The 19,795-nt window shown below is 64.4% G+C and carries 17 protein-coding genes; 13 read left to right on the plus strand and 4 right to left on the minus strand.

Going from position 1 to position 19,795, the window contains the following annotated elements; all coding sequences use genetic code 11:
* Positions 1 to 25 precede the first annotated feature (25 nt).
* Positions 26 to 580 (plus strand): GNAT family N-acetyltransferase, encoded by a 555-nt coding sequence (locus tag CKW13_RS17560; RefSeq protein WP_095109856.1) that lies wholly within the window; start codon positions 26 to 28, stop codon positions 578 to 580.
* A gap of 20 nt (positions 581 to 600) precedes the next feature.
* Here CKW13_RS17560 and CKW13_RS17565 read toward each other — a convergent pair whose 3' ends face one another.
* Complete coding sequence (locus CKW13_RS17565; RefSeq protein WP_095109857.1) at positions 601 to 1,533, minus strand: carbon-nitrogen hydrolase family protein; 933 nt, start codon at positions 1,531 to 1,533, stop codon at positions 601 to 603.
* A gap of 84 nt (positions 1,534 to 1,617) precedes the next feature.
* On the opposite strand from CKW13_RS17565, the gene CKW13_RS17570 reads away from it, so the two are divergent.
* A complete protein-coding gene (locus CKW13_RS17570) occupies positions 1,618 to 2,553 on the plus strand; it encodes a LysR family transcriptional regulator (protein ID WP_095109858.1) in 936 nt (311 codons plus the stop codon).
* Here CKW13_RS17570 and CKW13_RS17575 read toward each other — a convergent pair.
* Entirely contained in the window at positions 2,525 to 2,779 is a 255-nt protein-coding gene (locus CKW13_RS17575) for a hypothetical protein (RefSeq protein WP_095109859.1), read from the minus strand. The two genes, CKW13_RS17570 and CKW13_RS17575, sit on opposite strands and share 29 nt — an antisense overlap.
* 167 nt (positions 2,780 to 2,946) lie before the next feature.
* On the opposite strand from CKW13_RS17575, the gene CKW13_RS17580 reads away from it, so the two are divergent.
* Both CKW13_RS17580 and CKW13_RS17585 read left to right on the plus strand, forming a co-directional pair.
* The gene (locus tag CKW13_RS17580) at positions 2,947 to 3,267 is read left to right on the plus strand and encodes a YqjD family protein (RefSeq protein ID WP_095109860.1); all 321 of its coding nucleotides are present in this window, start codon (positions 2,947 to 2,949) and stop codon (positions 3,265 to 3,267) included.
* Positions 3,268 to 3,411: 144 nt separating this feature from the next.
* Entirely contained in the window at positions 3,412 to 8,514 is a 5,103-nt protein-coding gene (locus tag CKW13_RS17585) for a dermonecrotic toxin domain-containing protein (RefSeq protein ID WP_095109861.1), read from the plus strand.
* 124 nt (positions 8,515 to 8,638) lie between these two features.
* Here CKW13_RS17585 and CKW13_RS17590 read toward each other — a convergent pair whose 3' ends face one another.
* Complete coding sequence (locus tag CKW13_RS17590; protein ID WP_095109862.1) at positions 8,639 to 8,908, minus strand: PepSY domain-containing protein; 270 nt, start codon at positions 8,906 to 8,908, stop codon at positions 8,639 to 8,641.
* Positions 8,909 to 9,061: 153 nt separating this feature from the next.
* On the opposite strand from CKW13_RS17590, the gene CKW13_RS17595 reads away from it, so the two are divergent.
* On the plus strand, positions 9,062 to 10,063 hold the full coding sequence (locus tag CKW13_RS17595) for a FecR family protein (protein WP_095109863.1): 1,002 nt from the start codon (positions 9,062 to 9,064) through the stop codon (positions 10,061 to 10,063).
* Between the two features lie 331 nt (positions 10,064 to 10,394).
* A complete protein-coding gene (locus CKW13_RS17600) occupies positions 10,395 to 10,769 on the plus strand; it encodes a fe2+ zn2+ uptake regulation protein (protein WP_095109864.1) in 375 nt (124 codons plus the stop codon).
* A 6-nt stretch (positions 10,770 to 10,775) separates the two neighbouring features.
* Here CKW13_RS17600 and CKW13_RS17605 read toward each other — a convergent pair whose 3' ends face one another.
* Positions 10,776 to 10,964 (minus strand): hypothetical protein, encoded by a 189-nt coding sequence (locus tag CKW13_RS17605; RefSeq protein WP_095109865.1) that lies wholly within the window; start codon positions 10,962 to 10,964, stop codon positions 10,776 to 10,778.
* Between the two features lie 218 nt (positions 10,965 to 11,182).
* Here CKW13_RS17605 and CKW13_RS17610 point away from each other — a divergent pair, with 218 nt between their 5' ends.
* From CKW13_RS17610 to CKW13_RS17640, 7 genes are all read left to right on the plus strand, one after another.
* The gene (locus CKW13_RS17610; RefSeq protein WP_095109866.1) at positions 11,183 to 11,629 is read left to right on the plus strand and encodes a DUF411 domain-containing protein; all 447 of its coding nucleotides are present in this window, start codon (positions 11,183 to 11,185) and stop codon (positions 11,627 to 11,629) included.
* Positions 11,629 to 12,066, plus strand: coding sequence for a YqaA family protein (locus CKW13_RS17615; RefSeq protein ID WP_095109867.1), 438 nt, complete (start codon positions 11,629 to 11,631; stop codon positions 12,064 to 12,066). Before CKW13_RS17610 ends, CKW13_RS17615 begins: the two co-directional genes overlap by 1 nt.
* 390 nt (positions 12,067 to 12,456) lie before the next feature.
* On the plus strand, positions 12,457 to 14,025 hold the full coding sequence (glgA, locus tag CKW13_RS17620; protein WP_095109868.1) for a glycogen synthase GlgA: 1,569 nt from the start codon (positions 12,457 to 12,459) through the stop codon (positions 14,023 to 14,025).
* A 44-nt stretch (positions 14,026 to 14,069) separates the two neighbouring features.
* Positions 14,070 to 16,148, plus strand: a complete 2,079-nt coding sequence (malQ, locus tag CKW13_RS17625; RefSeq protein ID WP_095109869.1) for a 4-alpha-glucanotransferase — start codon at positions 14,070 to 14,072, stop codon at positions 16,146 to 16,148.
* 69 nt (positions 16,149 to 16,217) lie between these two features.
* On the plus strand, positions 16,218 to 16,466 hold the full coding sequence (locus CKW13_RS17630; protein ID WP_095109870.1) for a DUF2934 domain-containing protein: 249 nt from the start codon (positions 16,218 to 16,220) through the stop codon (positions 16,464 to 16,466).
* A 70-nt stretch (positions 16,467 to 16,536) separates the two neighbouring features.
* Complete coding sequence (glgX, locus tag CKW13_RS17635; RefSeq protein WP_095109871.1) at positions 16,537 to 18,675, plus strand: glycogen debranching protein GlgX; 2,139 nt, start codon at positions 16,537 to 16,539, stop codon at positions 18,673 to 18,675.
* Positions 18,676 to 18,814: 139 nt separating this feature from the next.
* A complete protein-coding gene (locus tag CKW13_RS17640) occupies positions 18,815 to 19,573 on the plus strand; it encodes a PIG-L deacetylase family protein (RefSeq protein ID WP_095109872.1) in 759 nt (252 codons plus the stop codon).
* The last annotated feature ends 222 nt before the right edge of the window (positions 19,574 to 19,795 follow it).

Consider the following 19,795-nt stretch of genomic DNA (forward strand, 5'->3'; position numbering starts at 1 on the left):
CCTCAATACAAGGAGCCCCGCTGCCATGGACGTCACCCCCACTTTCCATACCGAACGCTTGATCCTGCGGCCCCTGGAGCTGGCCGACGCCGATGCCATCCAGGAACAATTCGCGCACTGGGACGTAGTGCGCTACCTCAATGCCCTGGTGCCCTGGCCTTACCCAGCGGACGGCGCGCTGACCTACCTGCGCGACATTGCCCTGCCCGCCATCGCCCGGGGCCAGGAGTGGCACTGGTCGCTGCGCCTCAAAAGCGCCCCCGAGCAACTGATCGGCAATATCAGCCTGATGGACGAGCAGGACAACCACCGCGGTTTCTGGCTGGGCCCGCAGTGGCAGGGCCAGGGCCTGATGAGTGAGGCCAGCGCAGTGGTGACCGCGTACTGGTTCCAGGTCCTCGAACGGCCGCTGATGCGCGTACCCAAGGCCGCGCCAAACCAGGCCTCGCGGCGTATGTCCGAACGCGCCGGCATGCGCCTGATCGCCACCCGTGACGGCGATTTCGTCTGCGGGCGGTTGCCTTGCGACACCTGGGAAATCACCCGCGAAGAATGGCTGCGCAGCAACACCCCCCTGTAGCCAGCGGGCGCGCCCGCGGGCTACGGCACGTCGTGGATGAAGCGCACACCGGGTTTGCTGCGTTCGTCCACCCGCAGCTCGAACACATCCGGGCGGGCGTAATGGCCGACCACGTCGTAGTCGTAGCGCGCGCGGATCAGGTCAGCGGTGTCGATCTGCGCGCACAGCAGCCCCGCACCGCCCAGCAGCGGCCCGGCAAGAATGTCGCCCATGGGCCCGACGATCACGCTGCCGCCGGCGATCAGCGGCCGTTCGCCAGGCCAGTGGGCGATGTCCAGGCCCAAGGCCCGAGGTGAGTCCTGCACCTGGCAGGCGCTGACCACAAAGCAGCGGCCCTCGTGGGCGATGTGGCGCATGCTCACTTGCCACATCTCGCGCTCATCCACCGTCGGCGCGCACCACACCTCCACGCCTTTGGCGTACATCGCGGTGCGCAGCAGCGGCATCATGTTTTCCCAGCACACCGCCGCGCCCACGCGCCCGACCTGGCTGTCGATCACCGCCAAGGTCGAGCCATCGCCCGTGCCCCAGATCAGCCGTTCGGTGCCGGTGGGCATGAGTTTGCGGTGCTTGGCCACCAACCCGCCCTCGGGCTCGAAGTACAGCACGGTGCAATACAGGGTGCTGCCGGCGCGTTCGATCACCCCCAGCACCAGGCTCGCCCCCGTGCGGGCCGAGAGCCCGGCCAGGGCCTCGGTTTCGGCGCCGGGCACATCCACCGCATTGGCGAAATAGCGGGCAAAGGCCTCGCGCCCCTCGGGCAAGCGATAGCCCAGTTGGGTGCCAAAGCTTTCGCCCTTGGGGTAGCCGCCGAGCAAGGCTTCGGGCATCACCACCAGGCGAGCGCCAGCCTCAAGGATCTGCGCCTCGTAGGAGAGGATCTGCGCCAGGGTTTCGCCCTTGCCCCCAGGCAGCGAACCGATTTGCAGTGCGGCAACGATGGATACAGGCATGGAATCTCCAGAAGGTGAGTCAGCGGTTGCCCATTCTGCGCTGGCCGCAGAATATGAATAAAGACCACTCAAACACTGAATGATATGAGCCAAATAAATATCGCCAACATCGATCTCAACCTGCTCAAGGCCTTCGAGGCCCTGCATGACGAATCCAGCGCCAGCCGCGCCGCCGTGCGCCTGGGGGTGACGCAATCGGCCATGAGCGCGGCGTTGCGGCGCCTGCGCCAGGTGTATGGCGACCCGCTGTTTGTGCGCACCGGCCGGGGCCTGGCGCCGACCCTGCGGGCCAATCAGCTCAAACCAGTCATCAGCGAGGCCCTGGCCAAATGTCGGCAGAGCCTGGCCATGATCGACCCGGCCACCCAGGATTTCGAGGGCCGCTCGGTGACCTTGGGGCTGTCCGACGATTTCGAGATTGCCCATGGCCGCCGCTTGATCGAGGAAATCGAGCACCGCGCGCCGAGGCTGCGCCTGATTTTTCGCCAAACCCACAGCCAGATCGTCGCCAGCGGCCTGCTCGATCGCAGCCTGGACCTGGCCATCAGCGCCGGCGGTTTCAGCGAGCGCCGCCTGAGCCGCCAAGTGCTGGGCGAAGGGCATTACGCCTGCCTGGCGGACCCGGCAAGCCTCGCACCCGGGCAGCAGGCGATAGGCCTGGAGGAGTTCGTCGCCCGCGAGCACATCCTGGTGTCCTCCGGCGGATTTATCGGGATTACCGATGAAGGCCTCGCGGCTCTGGGGCTTAAGCGCCATGTGTGCGCTTCCACCAGCCACTTCGCCGCGCTGCCCTACTTGCTTAGGGGCAGCCGAGCGGTGGCGACCATCCCGGCGCACGCCGCGCAACGCATCGCGGCCATGGGCGGGTTGCGCCTACTGCCCTGCCCCTTGGCGCTGCCGCGCTACCCCATTGAGCTGGGTTGGCGCACCGAGAGCCAGCTCGACCCGCTGCTGTTGCGGGTACGCGAGGCGGTGCAGGGGTGTTTTGCGGCTACTTCGCCGCCGCCATCAGGCGATTGACTTCACTGCGCACCATGTTGGCGAATTCCGGGGGCGACATCGTGTCCAGCTCGGCGCGCACCCATTCGGCCCACTTGCCCTTGCGCTTGGCGCGCTCGCCGAACAGCCGCCCGGCCTCGCCCTTGGCCTTGCCCAGGTTGCTCTGCCACAACTCGAACAAACGGGACTTTTCGTCTTCGAGCGCGGCGCGCTCGGCCAGGGGCTGGTTAGCCAGGTTGAAGCTCATGGGGATTACCTGCTGCGGGAAATGGCCGACATCTTACACTGAAGGCCGAAACGTCCTAGCCTCTACGTCACCCAAGGTTCAGCACTGGGGTGCGGCAATCGCGATGCAACTTTTTCCACCGCCGCGAACTCCATTGTTCACTGTCACTCACCCGCAAGGAGTTACCCATGGCCCGCAAAACCGCCGCGCAAGCGGCCGAAGAACAAATCAAGGATCAAGCCTTCAGCGAGTTGCAGGCGCTGATCGAGGAGTCGGACAAACTGCTCAAAAGCAGCGCCAGCCTGGTGGGCGAGGAAGCCGAAGGCCTGCGTGCGCAGGTAGCGCTCAAGCTCAAGCAGGCCATGGATTCCGTGAACAACGTGCGCGAGCGCAGCAAACCGGTGGTCGATGCCACCGAGACCTACATTGGCGGCCACCCGTGGCAAACCGTGGCCATCAGCGCCGGGTTCGGCCTTGTCGTAGGGTTGCTACTGGGCCGGCGCAACTGATCGACGCCATCCCCCAGGCCCTGCTCGTACTCATCGTGCAGGGCCTTTTTTTGCCGCGACACATAGTTACCACCGAACCTGCACAGCGCCTGTCCACCATCGCCCTGACGCCCGCCCCGCGCGGTACCCACTCAGGACGACGACATGAGCCAATTCCCCTACCCGTATTTTTTCGACGAAGCCACCCGCGTCACCAAACGGCCCAACGAGCGTGAGCGCGCCCTGGGGATCAGTGACGCGGACCGCGATTTCCTGCGCAATCTGTTTTTCAGCACCGACGCCGGGCGCCGCCATCAATCCCCGCCGATGATCGCCGAGCGCTTGCTGATAAGCGCCACCGGTACGGCGCCCATCGAATTGGCCGGGGCGTTCATGATGAGTTCCACCGCCGCCTACGCCGCCGCGTTTTTGTATACGCCTGAGGAGGGCCTGGAAAAATTCGACAACACTGCCGCCGTGCTGGCGGCCTTGGACGAGCGCCTGCGCAGCAGCACCCGGCGCACCTCGTTGGTGCGGTTCCTGTCGATCCAGCAGCGTGCCCGCTTCGACTTCTCGGCCTTGCTGCCGATCACATCCCAAGTCATCGCCGGCAACGTGTTTGAAGAGCAGAAGGCCGCGATCGACCGCCACCAGGCCTTGAATACCCAGGCCATGCTCCAGGAATTGCTGACGCTGCCCACCCTGGGCGCGATGCTCGATCAACTGCTGGCCTCGACCCTGCGCCCGGTGTTCCCGCACTTGGATGCAAGCAAGACCCACGTCAATATTTTCACTCGCTATCCACCCGCCGAAGTGCCAATCCAATGGCTCGATTCCATGTCGCTGCGCAACGCTTTGCTGTGGCTGTACCGCAACCAAGCCTGGCCCAAAGGCCAGCGCCGGGAATTTTTCAACCCTGGGAACAAGGGCGAGGCGAAAGACCCCACACCCTGGGAAAATGCCTTGCATGAGGCGGCCCACAAACTGTTGCCGTTCATGCAGAGCGTGCTGGAGAGTTTCTGGAACACCGCCATGGACACCGGCGCGTCACGGCGCGAGTTCTTTACCCAGGCCATGAGCGACAAGTGCCGGGTGGACTTGCTGTTCAAGCGCCAGGAGCAGGTGCTCAGCGCCGAGCAAAGCCAGCGCCTGGAGGTCCTGTATCGCACCAGCGCCCCTGAACGCATCAGCCCACCACACCCGTTGCACGCCGAAACCGTCCAGATGTGGGAGTACCGCGCCCACGCCATTGTGCTGGCCGGCACCCTGATAATCCGCAACACCCAGACCTATCTGTATACCCAATCCCTGGGCTTGCAGGTGCTCAAGGACGAAGATGACCTACAACGCACACTGCTGGCGATGGCCAAGGCGCCGAGTTATGAAGACGACTTCTACAACTTCCTCAGCCAGGAGGAACGTGCGCGGTTCATCGGCTTCACCACCCCCGAGTTCGGCAGCGAGCCCATTCAGGCAGGGGTGTTCGAAACCCTGTTCAACACCATCATCGAAAAGCAGCAACACAACCTGCGCTATGCCCTTGAGGTGTACCGCCGCACCCAGGGCGATATCGACCTCAATGCCCTGGTCGACCAGGTACTGGATATTCGCAGGATGTTCGATCACCGCCTCCTGGCGCTGGACAGCCAAGGTCGCTGGACGACCCACCCGGTGTCGACCACGGTGCCGATCGAACGCGCGCGGCTACATATCAAGACCCTGGCGAGCATCGAGGCACCGCTGCGCCAGGCCATGCTGGGCAGCGCCGGCATCGAAGAGATCGTCAGCCACGAACTGACCCGCCAATTGCAGGCCGCCCATATCGCCCACACCAACCCCAATGCAATATTCCTCAACCACTACGACTCCAGCGCCCAGGAACTGGAAGCACGGCCGCCCGTGGCCAGCCAGACCCTGGTAGGTTTTTTCCTCAGGCGCCTGATTGACCAGGACCCGCCGCTGGAGCTCACCGAGCGGGCCGGCCTCTATGGCCCGCCGACCGCCGGGCAGGCGCGCCGGTTAGCCGGGATCGACCTGCGCCTGTTCCGCCAAGTGGTGGAAACCACCCTGAGCTACTTTCGCCATATCAATGTGGCCGAGGTCCCGCGCGAGGCGCTGGAACAGCTCAAGCCGCAACTGGCGCACGTCATGTCCACTGCGATCCTCGACGAAGCCCGTACCCGTAAAGGGCAAAAAAGCCTGAGTGAGCGCGACCTGGAGATTGTCGAAGCGTTCTTCACCGCCGCCCCCGACGGCTTGAACGGGTTCATTCCCGAGGCTTTTTCGCCCACGGTGTATCGCAACCTGCAAGGTGAGCCACTGACCCTGGCCAACTGTTTCCTGCTCACCGAGCGCGGCGGCCTGGACCCCCAGCATTCTGGCCGGGCCGTGTGCTGGAGCCCGGCCCGCGGGCTCGAAAGCTTCGCCTCGGTGCAGGAGGCCAGGACCCGGCTAGGCCAGCAACTGCGCGAGCCGAACCGGCGCCTGGACCTGCTGGAAAACCTCGCTCCCCAGCATTACCTGGCCCACGACACCTACCATCCTGGGCCTCTGCGGGCGATCAACGCGCCCGCCGCGCAAAGCTTGCAACAGAGCTGGATCGACCACTGGCTCGCCCTGCGGGCCAAGATCCTCTCGTTCAAGCGCCCATTCAGTGCCCTGGCCCCCTTGCTGTACCACCTCAGGCTCAGCCCCCCGGCGACCAACCTCGGCCATGCAACGGATATCGCCAAGCTTGCGCTGGCACGCCTATCGCTGCCGGCCTGGCTGGGCATGGCGCCCCCCCGGGAACTGCGCCGCCACGCCGAGCTCGCCGAGCAGTACCGCCTTCGCCTAGGCGATGGCAAGGACTACCTGAACCAGATCATGCCGCTGCGCGACTTCATCGAAGGGAAGCTGCGCACACTGCTCCAGGCCTACGCCCTGCGCCCCGACGAGGTCACCATTACCCCAAAACTGGCCTTGGCCGGGCACCCGCAGAACCTGCTCGACTTCGCCCTGAACCCGGTGGAACAACAAGCGTCGGCCTTTAGCGTCCGTTGCAGCGACGAACGGCTCGATGAGCAGACGATTCGCGGTTGGTTGCAACAGCTCGCCAGCCAACAGGATTTTCAGGCCCAGTTGCTTGCCAACCTGCTCCCCGGCAAGCCGGGGGCACTGGAGCGCGAGGCGCTCTACATTGCCCAGTTGCCCTGGCAACTGCTTCTGCATGCCCATGGCCTGATGCTGGAGGAGCGCCTCTCGGGTGCCGGGTTCGCGCTCGTGCAACAGGTACTGGACATGCCCGACGCCAAGGCGCGCACCAGTGTGCAGGGGGCTAACGCGGTTATCCGGCCACTGGAGCTACTCGCCACGGCCGGTGCCACACTGGCCCAGGCGCTGAACCTGTACATCCTCAGCCCGCCGGCCGGCAGCGTCGGGCCGCACCTGCTGTATGCGCCCTACAGCCAGGGGCCGCTGTTCACCGAATTCGAGCATGAAGCGGCGTTCATCGAGGCCCTCAACCACCCTGGCGCCTTCCAAGAGCTGATCCTGGGACGCCTGCCCGCGCCACAAAACGCCACCTACCGGCATTTGCTGGAGAGCACCCGCGGCAAAACCTCGGAGATCACCCTGGCGCACAACCCGATCCAGGGCCACGCGCTCAAGCACCTGTACCAAGAGAACACCCGGCACCTGACCCACATGCTCGCCCGCCAAGCGGACCCACAGGGGGCTAGCGCCTGGGAAACCGTCAAGCAGGTCTTCAGCAGCGCCCTACGCCATGGCCTGGGCGTCATTTCGGGCAAGCTGACGTTGCCTTGGGTGATTTGGGACAGCTACCAGTTGTTCAAGGCGTCGGCGCAAGCCTTGCAGGATCATCAGTGGGCCAGCGCGCTGAGGACCTTTATCGAGGGCGTCGGCCACATGGCCAGCATCGGTGAGTTGATGGACCCCACACCGCCCCCACCTGCAGCTGTGGCGGTTGAAGACGGCGCCAGCAGCGAACCTATGCCGCAGGCCCAGACCTGGGGCGACATCGATATGACGGCCCCCTATCGCACGCTGCTGCACACCTACGAAGCCCATGACGTGGCGCTAACCGACCTGGAGTTCAACGCGCAGTCACGGGTTTACATCGCCTCGGACAGCCGCCACAGCTACGTCCCTATCGCGGGCAAGGTTTATCGCCTGCAACGGGCCGGCGAATACTGGCGAATACTGGCAGGCAATAAACAGGGCCCGTTCGTCTGCCTCGACCCCGCGCAACAGTGGGTCATCGATACCCGCAAACATGTCCCTCGCTTCGGCCAGGCCATGACGCGGGTGCTAGATCGCCAGTTGGTCCGTTCCGCCGCGCGCAGCAGCATCAACATCGAAGCGCGGGGCATGGGCCAGATTCGCCAACTCAATCCTGAACGCGCCCAGCAGATCGTCGAAGCCCTGGACCTGGCAACCTTCTATGTACAGAACTGCAAACTCAACCTGGGCCTGCTGGAATCCCAGCACGCACCGGTCACCCGTATCCACCGCTTCATCAACAGCTTTTTCGGCATCGCCTCCGACCCAGACACCGGCCCCCAGGTGCTCGACCCTGCACTGGTGCAAAAACTGCACAGGGTGGTGGACCTGGTGCTGGCGGAAATTCTTTCGCCTTCGCTCTACGCCCTGGATTCGTCGCGGTTCATCACCGGCACCCACCTCCTGGACCCCGGCAGCAACTGGGCCTTTACCATCGACCGAGACCCGGATCGGCGTATCTACCTCACGGAAAACTTCTTCCTCCCTCCCTTGCAGGACTACACCCATCGCCTGACCACCCCCTTCAACCTGGAGTGTCACGCTCGGGCGACGGCCCTGATCCATGAGGTGACCCACATCGCCTGTAACACCGCCGATGTCGCCTACCTAGAGACGGTGCTGCCGTTTTCCGACCTGATCGAAACCCTGACCCAGGAAGGCCGCGATTTGCAGACCTATCAGCGCGATATCCAGAACAACCGCTACTCGGTGCACACGCCTATCGGTGAGCTGTTCAAGTTCGTGGATGTCTCGGGGAACATCTGGAGCGATTTCGGCAGTACCGAGGACACCGAATACATCGAGGAGCAAATCCTAGAAGCCACCGGCGGGCTTGATTTGAGCAATGCCCGGGGAATATTCAAGACAAACCTGGCCAAGAGGGTCGATACCATGCTCGACAACGCCGACTCACTGACGCTGCTCATCACCACACTGGGGCGCCAACTCGATGCCATTCCTGCCAGGCGACGCCCCTCAATTCCATAGCCAGTAGGCTTGCCTGCGCTGGGCTGCACAGCACCCTTAAAGCGATGCTGTGCCCGGCGGGTTTTTACCGCCGCTAGGCGCCCGAGCGCGGGTCAGCCCGCCTTCTACTAAAGAGGCTGCGCTATCAGTCTTTCTGGTCGCGCAGGATGTTGCCCGAAGCGCCGTCGATGCGGAATTCGTACACGGTGCCATCGGCTTTGCGACCTTTGCCTTCCCAATAGCCGCTGTCATCGGCTTCGATCTGGTAGATCTCGACGTAGTTGCCCTTGGTCTTCGCGGTTTCCAGGGCTTTTTCGATGGTGATCCAGCCCGCACCCGGTTTGTCGGCCAGGGCCGCACCGGCACTCAGCAGGCTGGCGGTGGCAAGCAAAGTAGCCAGGGTTTTCTTCATCATGGTCAAACTCCTTATTGAAAAAACAAATGACACGTGTCGGGGCATTAGGGGACTGGGAGCAAGGATAAGTTCCACTTTGATATGCAAACGCCATGACCATTGTTCTCGTTGGCTCTGCCCGACAGTTAGAATGTAGGAAATCAGGAAGAGTAAATGAGCGAACCTACACCCTCAGAAGCTGAATACGACGCCATCACCGATGCAGCCGCCCATTGGTGCATGCGCCTGCGCGCCTCTGACTGCTCCTCGGCAGAGCGCCTGGCCTTCGAGCAATGGCGCGATGCCGACCCGTTGCACGCCTTTGAATTCGAGGCCATGCAGGACAGCTGGGAAGTTGCAGCCCAACTGCCCCGCCTCACACCGCCCCAGGTTGTCACGTCCCCTGTGCGACGCCGGCACTGGCCTGCCTATGGCGTGGTAGCCGCCATCAGCCTGGCCTGCCTGTCTATCGCGGCATACACCGGTTGGCAATTGGGCTGGTTGCCCAACGCCTACGAGCACTACCAGGCCAGCAACCGTCTGCAACGAGTGACCCTGCCCGATGGCAGCAAGGTGGAACTGAACCTGGGCACCGAGTTGACTTACAGCAACTACAAAGACCAGCGCCGGGTGACCCTGGACAAAGGCGAAGCCTTCTTCAAGGTCAGCCACGACAGCAGCCACCCCTTAGTGGTCAGGGCCGCGGAGGGGCGCATCCGCGTGACCGGCACCCAGTTCAACGTGTGGATGTACCAAGACCAAGTACGCGTCACCCTGCTCGAAGGCTCGGTGCTGGTCACCAGCAAAGGCACCCTGCCTGGCGATGGCCTGCGCCTGGCCCCGGGCATGCAGGCGCGCTACACGGCAGGCGATTTTTCCCCGCAAGTCAGCCAGAGCGACGCCAACGACAGCTCCCTGGCCTGGCGCACGGGCAAACTGGTGCTCGACAACCTGCCCCTCGAAGACGCCCTGCCCCTGATTAACCGCTACCTGGCCAAACCCGTGATGCTCGCCGACGCCGCCACCGGGCGCATTCGCATCGGCGGCATCTACGACACCCGCGAAGTGCGCAATATCCTCAGTTCGCTGCCCAAAGTGCTGCCCGTGTACCTGACCCGGAACAAGGACGGCAACCCAGTGCTCAATTCCATCCCGCACCAACCCGCCAAGCCCTAAAAAGGCCGCGCCCCTTGCGGGCAGCGGCCTCGTTCCCCCCAGCATCTATCGCACCGACAACGGCTGGGCGTTCATCGGCGCGCGAACCCGGGGATGGGCGTCGAGGCCAGGGCAAAAAAACCATCAGCACGCCGCGAAGACGCAATCGACCGTTCCTACCGACAAACGCCAGGCAAAAAATCAGGCCACCGCGCCCTGTCAATTCGGGCACCTGGCCGTACGCTTACATATTTCATACAACCACCACTTCGTGATTTTGCCGGCTCAAACGTCTTATTAGATGAGAGCAAACATCATTTCCTGATTGGGCTCTGACAAGGAGTTTTCCCCCATGTACAACCAGCAACCCATGGAAGGTACAAAAGCCCTGCACGGCGCGGCCATGAGCGGTGCCGACGAAAGCTATGGCAAAGGCACGGAACGCCAGGGCAACGACCGCATCCGGGTTTTGCTCAAAAGCTTCGGTTTGCGCACCAGCCTGATCCGCCTCAAAGTCATCGACGCCCTGCTCAAGGCTGCCGAGAGCGACCGCACCCTGGGGGTGCGCGGCGTGCACAGCCATCTACTGGAGCTGGACATCCCGTTGTCATTTTTGAGTGTGCGCGAAGTGCTCAAGCGCCTGTGCAGCGAGGGCGTCATCACCCTCAACCAGGATAAAAGCTACAGCCTGCATCAACAGGCCGCAGCCCTACTGGAAAAGTCCTGATGCGGTTCAGGGCTTGACCTTGCGGCGCATCACGCCGTTGACCACGACCACCACCACGGCCACCGTCACGGCGATGTACTGGAAGGTCTTCTCGCCAATGATCCCGGCGTTTTGCAAGTACGAAAGGCCAAACATGATCCCCAGTACCAGCAGGGAAATCAGAACCGAATATTTGATGCGTTGCGACTGGGTCATGACGGGTTCCTGAAACGTTGAAAAGTGGACTGCGCCGAGCGACCACGGCGCCAAACGGCGGCCATGGTACAGGCCCCGGGTAGTTTTGGCTCCCTTGCCCACCTGCCTGACAAATCTGTAATCACCCCGCGCGCCCAGCAATGCTAAGGTCACGTCCCGGCACCCTGCCCAGGCACGGCGAGACTGATTCGCGCCGGCAACCTTCGGATTCCCCTGTCATGAAAACCTCATTGCGTCTGGCAGCCTTGTCTGCCCTATTCATCAGTTCCCTGGCCCAGGCGAGCGAACTGATCCCCATCGATGTGCACCGCGACGCCAATTGCGGCTGCTGCAAGGCCTGGATCAAACACCTGCAAGACAACGGCTTCGCCGTCACCGACCATGTCGAGCCCAACATGAGCGCGGTCAAGCAGCGCCTGGGCGTGGCGCCGCGCCTGGCCTCCTGCCACACCGGCGTCATCAACGGCCAGTTCGTCGAAGGCCATGTGCCTGCCGAGCAAGTCCTGGCCCTGATGAAACGCCCCGACCTGCTGGGCGTCGCCGCGCCGGGCATGCCCACCGGCTCGCCGGGCATGGAAATGGGCGACAGCCGCGACGCCTATCAGGTCATCGGCCTGCATAAAAACGGTACGGATGAAGTGATCGCCGACTACCCGGCCCGCTAGTGCTGGCGGGTTATTTCGCCCTGTTCTTCGCGGCGTTCGGCGCCGCGACCCTGCTGCCCCTGCAATCGGAAGCCGCGCTGGTGGGCCTGCTGCTCAACGGCGCCCACGGGGTGTGGGCGCTGCTCGCCGTGGCCACCCTGGGCAATGTCCTGGGCTCACTGGTCAACTGGTGGCTGGGCCGGCGCCTCGAAGGCCTGCGGGGCAAGCGCTGGTTCCCGGTCGGCCCTGCCGCCCTGGACAAAGCCCGACGCCACTATCAGGTGTATGGCCATTGGACCTTACTGCTCAGTTGGCTGCCGGTGGTGGGCGACCCGCTCACCCTGGTGGCCGGAGTGATGGGCGAGCCATTGTGGCGCTTCACCCTGCTGGTGACCCTGGCCAAAGGCGCCCGCTACCTGGTGCTGGCCTGGGTGACCCTGGGCTGGATCGGCGCATAAATCACCCGCCGCCCTGGCTTGGTGCAAACCGCGCCCGCTCGATCGGGCTCACCTCTTGCCCCTCGTCGGCGCATTTAGCTGCGGCGGGGTGCGACAAACAACCGCATGTCGATTGTCGGACAACCCGGCAATCCCCACGCAGCGCTCTGCTTCCTGTCCTAGGCTGCAATCGCCGGCCCCACCGGCCCGCCATCGGTGCTGTAAATAATCGAAACTTTTCGCAAGCCCGGCCAGTCAGCTAAAAGGCGGGGTCGTGAGCGCTGGTGCAATCCTTGCAACAGCCCCACCCGTCAGTCTTTTTTTGCTTTGAACGCGCAGGGCCCAAGCCGCCCTTAGCGCCACGCTTATGCACGCGGCCACGGAGTGGCCGAACGATAAAGGGGAAGATCAATGACGAGTGCCGCTTTGCAAGCCCATGGGGAACGTGTGCTGCCTGTGTCCAGCGACTCAGTGAACCCGCCCATCGCCACCTCGGGCGGGCGCACCCAGTTGCCGTTGGCGAGCCATAATCCCAACCGCAAAAAAGTGCTGTTCGTCACCTCGGAAATCGCCGACCTGGTAAAAACCGGCGGCTTGGGCGACGTCTCGGCGGCGCTGCCCCGGGCGCTGGCGCATTTGCACGATGTGCGGGTGCTGATCCCCGGCTACCCCCAGGTGCTCAACAGCGACAACCCTATCCATATCGTCGGCGAACTGGGCGGCCACGCGGCGCTGCCGCCGTGCAAGATCGGGCGCATGGACATGCCCGATGGCCTGGTCGTCTACGTGCTGATCTGCCCTGAGCTGTACGCCCGCGAAGGCACGCCCTACGGCGCCAACAACGGCCGCGACTGGCCCGACAACCATATCCGCTTCGCGCGCCTGGGCCTGGCTGCCGCCGACATCGCCGCCAATCTGGCGCAGATCCACTGGTGCCCCGACCTGGTGCACGCCCACGACTGGCCCGCCGGCCTGGCCCCGGCCTATATGCACTGGCGCGGCCAGCGCACCCCCACTCTGTTCACCATTCATAACCTGGCCTACCAAGGCGTGGTCAGCCTCGCCTCCTGCCCGGAGCTGGGCATCCCGCCCCACGCCCTGCAACAAGAAGGCATGGAGTTCTACGGCAAACTGTCGTTCCTCAAGGCCGGCATGGCCTACGCCAGCCACATCACCACGGTCAGCGCCACCTATGCCCGGGAAATCACCACCCCGGCTTTCGGCTGCGGCCTCGACGGTTTCCTCGCCAGCAAGACCGAACAAGGCCTGCTCAGCGGCATCCCCAACGGCATCGATGAAAGCTGGGAAGCCTCCACCGACCCGCACCTGGTCAGCCCCTTCAGCATCGGCGACTGGGCCGGTAAAGCGGCCAATGCGGCCCATGTACGCGAACTGTTCGGCCTGGAGCCCAGCGACGGGCCGCTGTTTGCCGTGGTTTCGCGCCTGGTCTACCAAAAGGGCCTGGACCTCACCGAAGGCGTGGCGCAGTTCATCGTCGACTCGGGCGGGCAAATCGCGATCATCGGCCGCGGCGAACCCGAAGAAGAACAGGCCATGCGCGCCCTCGCCCAACGCTTTCCCGGGCGCGTGGGGGTGCGCATCGGGTTTAACGAAACCGACGCGCGGCGCATGTTCGCCGGCAGCGACTTTTTGCTCATGCCCTCGCGCTACGAGCCCTGCGGCCTGAGCCAAATGTACGCGCAGCGCTTCGGCTCGCTGCCGGTGGCGCGCAACACCGGGGGCCTGGCCGACACCATCGAGAATGGCGTCACCGGGTTTCTGTTCGATGAGTCGAGCATCCCCAGCTACACCGAGGCCCTGCAACGGGCGTTCAAGGTGTTCGCCTACCCGGCGCTGCTCAACGCCATGCGCTGCCGGGCCATGGCCGCCCCCTTCAACTGGTGCCAAGCGGTGGAACCCTACGCCGAACTCTACGAACAACTGGTGGCCAAGGCCCAGGGCCATGTGGGCCGGCCTTGAACGGCCCTACGCAATAGCCCCTGCCCTTTGAGCGGAGAGTTTCGATGAGTGATGCGCAACTGGAAATCCTGGCCAGCCGTGCCGGCCTGGCCGTGGATTGGATCGATGCCAGCGGCCAGCCGCGCAAGGTCGCCGCTGCCGCCCTGCGCGCGATCCTGAACGGCCTCGGCTACCCAGCCTCCAGCGCCCAGGAAATCGACGCCAGCCTGCTGGCCCTGCAACAGGCCCAGGACAGCCGGCAACTGCCGCCGTTGCTAACGGTCGACCAGGGCCGCGGCCTGAACCTGGCCGCTTATTTCGCGCCCCACAGTGCCTGCGAAATCCATCTCGAAGACGGCGCTACCTTGGCCCTCGACCTGGATGCCGACGCCGTGCTGCCCGGCCTGCTGCCCGTGGGCTACCAAGAGGTGCGCATCGCCGGGCAACGCTTCACCCTGGCCGTCGCGCCCCTGCACTGCTACAGCCTGGGCGATGCCCTGGCCAGCCAAACACCGCGCGCCTGGGGCCTGAGCGTGCAGCTCTATGGCCTGCGCCGGGCCGGTGATGGCGGTTTCGGCGACACCCAAGCCCTGGAAACCCTGGCCCGGGCTGCCGCCGAACGGGGCGCCGACGCCTTGGCTATCAGCCCATTGCACGCGATGTTCGCCTGCGACCCGCAACGCTACAGCCCCTATTCGCCCTCCAGCCGTTTGTTCCTCAACAGCCTGTACGCCGCCCCCGGCACGGTGTTGGGCGAGCACGCCTTGCGTAGCGCTATCGAGGCCACAGGCCTTGGCGAGGAACTGCAACGCCTGGAGCACCTGCCGCTGATCGACTGGCCCGCCGCCGCCCAGGCCAAGCAGCACGTGTTGCGCGCCCTGTATGACGGCTTCTGCCACGGTGAACACCCGCTGCACGAAGATTTCATCCACTTCCGCCATCGCGGCGGCGAGGCCCTGGAACATCACTGCCGCTTCGAGGCCCTGCAAGCCGATTGCGCGGCCCGCGGCGAGCCCACTGACTGGCGCCTGTGGCCCGCGCGCTGGCGTGACCCGCGCAGCTGCGCCATCGCCGAATTCGCCGAAAGCAACGCCGCCCTGATTGGTTTTTTCGCCTTCTGCCAATGGCTGATAAGCCGCAGCCTGGAACGTGCGCAAACCGCCGCCCGCAGCAGTGGCATGGCCGTGGGCCTGATCGCCGACCTCGCCGTGGGCGCCGATGGCGGCGGCAGCCAGGCCTGGAGTCGCCAGGACGAACTGCTCGCCGCCCTCACCGTCGGTGCGCCGCCAGACCTGCTCAACCGCCAGGGCCAGGGCTGGGGCATTTCCGCATTCAGCCCCGAAGGCCTGGTGCGCCATGGTTTTCGTGCCTTTATCGAAATGCTGCGGGCCAACTTTGCCTACGCCGGGGGCCTGCGCATCGACCATGTGCTGGGCTTGCGCCGCTTGTGGGTGATCCCCGAAGGCGCCGCGCCCAGCGAGGGCGCCTACCTGTATTACCCGGTGGATGACCTGCTGCGCCTGTTGGCTCTGGAATCGGTGCGCCACCAGGCCATCGTCCTGGGCGAAGACCTGGGCACCGTGCCCGAAGGCTTTGCCGACAAACTCGCCAGCCACTCGATCCTGGGCATGCGGGTGTTGCTGTTCGAGCAGGACAACAGCCATTTCAAGCCCATTCTCGACTGGCCCGACAACGCCCTGGCCACCACCAGCACCCACGACCTGCCCACCCTTAACGGCTGGTGGCACGGGCGCGATATCGATTGGAACCAACACCTGGGCTTTGTCGATGAGGACGGCGCCGCCCACTGGCGCCAGCACCGCCAACGCGAGCGTGCCGGGTTACGCCAGGCCCTGGCCGCCGACCCGCAGAACTTTTGCGAAGAGGCCCGCGAGACCGACCAAGTGCTGGACGCCGCCGTGCGTTTCCTTGGCCACACCCGCGCGCCGCTGGTGCTGCTGCCGCTGGACGATGCCCTGGGCATTGAAGAGCAGGCCAACCTGCCCGGCACCACCGACAGCCACCCCAACTGGCGCCGCCGCCTGCACGGCGAAAGCCCGGCCTTGCTCGATGAGCCGGCCACGGCGCGGCGCCTGGAAATGCTCGCCTGCGCCCGGCGCCAGGCGTTCGAGCGCGACCAATGATCGGCCCCGCATCCGCAGGGCCGGCACCGTTGTTTCACGTCACCTGAGTTGAACGTAAGGAGCATAGCCATGAGCACCGATGACAAACGCATCCGTGAGTTCGCCTACCAGATCTGGGAATCGGAAGGCAAACCCGAAGGCCAGGATTCACGCCACTGGGAAATGGCCCGCAAACTGGCCGAAGCCGAGGCCTTGAGCCCCACCAAGCCGCCCAAGGCCAGCGCCAAGCCCAAGCCTGCGGCCAAACCCGCTGCCGTGGCCGACAAGCCGCAGGCGGCGAAAAAACCGCGCGCACCGCGCAAGCCGCCTTTGGCCTGAACCCACCCCCGCAGCGCCGGGCCCATGCCCGCGCTGACCGGCATTCGTCGTACCCCGCGCAGGAGTCTTTATGAGCACGCCAGGCCCACACACGTCCGTCATTCGCGAAGGTTTGCCATTTCCACTGGGCGCCAGTTGGGATGGCCAGGGCATTAATTTCGCGCTGTTCTCGGCCAACGCCACCAAGGTCGAACTGTGCCTGTTCGACGCCACCGGCGAGGTGGAACTGCAACGCATCGAGCTGCCCGAGTACACCGACGAAATCTTCCACGGCTACCTGCCCGATGCAGGCCCCGGCTTGATTTACGGCTATCGCGTGCACGGCCCTTACGAGCCGCAGAACGGCCACCGCTTCAACCCCAACAAATTGCTGATCGACCCCTACGCCAAGCAACTGGTGGGCGAACTGAAATGGTCCGAGGCGCTGTTCGGCTACACCATCGGCCACCCCGATGCCGACCTCAGTTTCGACGAGCGCGACAGCGCGCCGTTCGTGCCCAAGTGCAAGGTCATCGATGAGGCCCACGACTGGGGTGGCGACCAACCGGTCAAGGTGCCGTGGGACAAGACCCTGGTCTACGAGACCCACGTGCGCGGCATCAGCATGCGCCACCCGGCCGTGGCCAAGAACGTGCGTGGCACCTTTGCCGGGCTCATGACCGACGAAGTGGTGCAGCACATCCGCGAGCTGGGCGTGTCGTCGGTGGAACTGCTGCCGATCCACGCCTTCGTCAACGACCAGCACCTGCTGCAAAAAGGCATGACCAACTACTGGGGCTACAACAGCATTGCGTTTTTCGCCCCCGACCCGCGCTACCTGGCCAGCGGCAAAATCGACGAGTTCAAGGACATGGTCGCGCGCCTGCACCAGGATGGCCTGGAAGTGCTGCTGGACGTGGTCTACAACCACACCGCCGAAGGCAACGAGCAAGGCCCCACCCTGTCCATGCGCGGCATCGACAACGTCTCCTATTACCGCCTGATGCCCGACGACAAGCGCTTCTACATCAACGACTCGGGCACCGGCAACACCCTGGACCTGAGCCACCCGTGCGTGCTGCAACTGGTCACCGATTCGCTGCGTTACTGGGCGGTGAAAATGCACGTGGACGGGTTCCGCTTTGACCTGGCCACCATCCTGGGCCGCTATCACGATGGCTTCAACGAACGCCACAGCTTTCTCGTCGCCTGCCGCCAAGACCCGGTGCTGTGCCAGGTAAAAATGATCGCCGAACCCTGGGACTGCGGCCCCGGCGGCTATCAGGTAGGCGGCTTCCCGCCGGGCTGGGTGGAATGGAACGATCGCTTTCGCGACACCGTGCGCGCCTTCTGGAAAGGTGACGACGGTCAATTGGCCGACTTTGCCGCGCGCATGACCGCCTCGGGTGACCTGTTCAACCAACGCGGACGCCGGCCCTATGCCTCGCTGAACTTCATCACCGCCCATGACGGCTTCACCCTGCACGACCTGGTGTCGTACAACGACAAGCACAACGAGGCCAACGACGAAGACAACCAGGATGGCAGCAACAACAACCTGTCTTGGAACCACGGCGCCGAAGGCCCTACCGACGACCCCGAGATCAATGCCCTGCGCGCGCGGCAGATGCGCAACTTCTTCGCCACCCTGCTGCTGGCCCAAGGCACGCCAATGCTGGTGGCCGGCGATGAGTTCGCCCGCACCCAACACGGCAACAACAACGCCTACTGCCAGGACAGCGAAATCGGCTGGGTCAACTGGGAACTGGACGAAGGCGGCCAGGCCCTGCTGGGCTTCGTCAAGCGCTTGATAAAACTGCGCTTGGCCTACCCTATCCTGCGCCGCCAACGCTTTTTGGTCGGCCACTACGACGAAGAACTGGGGGTCAAGGACGTCACCTGGCTCGACCCCGCGGGCAACGAAATGAACACCGAGCAGTGGGAGGACGGCAATGGCCGCTGCCTGGGCATGCTGCTCGACGGCCGCGCCCAGGAAACCGGCATCCACCGCCCCGGCGCCGACGCCACCTTGCTGCTGGTGGTCAACGCCCACCACGACAGCATCGAGTTCCTTCTCCCGGCCGTGCCCGAAGGTGCAGGCTGGACCTGCCTGCTCGACACCCACCAACCCGATGCCGACGACCAGCCACGCTTCGAGTTCGATCAGCGGTACACCGTGACCGGGCGGTCACTGTTGTTATTCGAGCTACAGCGGGGGGCAACCGATTAGCGGCCAGGAAGAAACCGCCAACATGAACAATACTCATCGCGCCGCGCTCCAGGATCCGGAGCGCGGGTTGTCCTCCTTTTGAAGCCAGGTACGGCATCGCCCACCGTTAGCGAACGCTGCACAACAAGGATGTGTCTTGATGAAAACCCTACTAGCACCCTGTACGCGGTTGCCCGCCCAGGTCTGGAACAGTGCGCCGCAACTGCAGCATGTCCCACTCATCAGCCCCGCCAGCCTGCTGCCCCCCGGCGCCCGCGTCGTGCTTATCGCCCCCCACCCCGGCGATGAAGTGGTGATGTGCGGCGGCCTTTTGCAACTGCTCGACAAGCTCGGCCACCCCTTGCAATTGCTCTCGATCACCGACGGCAGCGCCAGCCACCCCGGCTCGCGGCGCTGGTCGGCGCAGCGCCTGAGCGTGTTCCGCCCCCAAGAAAGCGTCGAAGCCCTGCGCCGCCTCGGCCTCCCCCTGCATCACCTGCAATGGATTCGCGGCGGCTTCCCCGACAGTGCCCTGGACGAATACGAAACCGAACTGACCCAATTCATCGCCCGCTACCTGCGCCCCGGCGATGTGTTGTTCAGCACCTGGCGCAACGATGGCAATGTCGACCATGACGCCGTGGGTCGCGCCAGCCTGCTGGCCGCAGCCCAGTGCCAGGTGCCGGTGTATGAACTGGCCGTGCGCGCCTGGCATTGGCCAGCCGGCGAACAGGCGCGCCTGCCCTGGCACCGCGCCCGAAAAATTCGCCTCGACACCTGGGCCGCCGCGCGCAAAAGCCACGCCACCCACGCCTACGCCAGCCAACTGCAAGGCGAACCGGCCCTGGGCATCAAACCCTCCCTGCCACGGGCCATCCTTGAACGCATGCGCCAGCCTTACGAGATTGTTTTCGTCTAGACCGGCGCTGTAGGAGCGGGCTTGTGTGGGAACGGGTTCACCCGCAATCAGGCCGCAACAGCCGTTCTATCGCTATTGGCTGTCAGGCCACCATCGCGGGCCAGCCCGCTTCCACAGGGTGGGGCAAGGACCGATACCGTTCATCGCTACTGTCAGATCTGACAGTAGCCAGGCCGCAGGCTGCGGGTATGTGATGGCTTCACCCGCGCATCGAGCCTGAGA

It is taken from the genome of Pseudomonas sp. Irchel 3E20 (genome assembly GCF_900187645.1).
In the GTDB taxonomy this organism is placed as follows: Bacteria; Pseudomonadota; Gammaproteobacteria; order Pseudomonadales; family Pseudomonadaceae; genus Aquipseudomonas.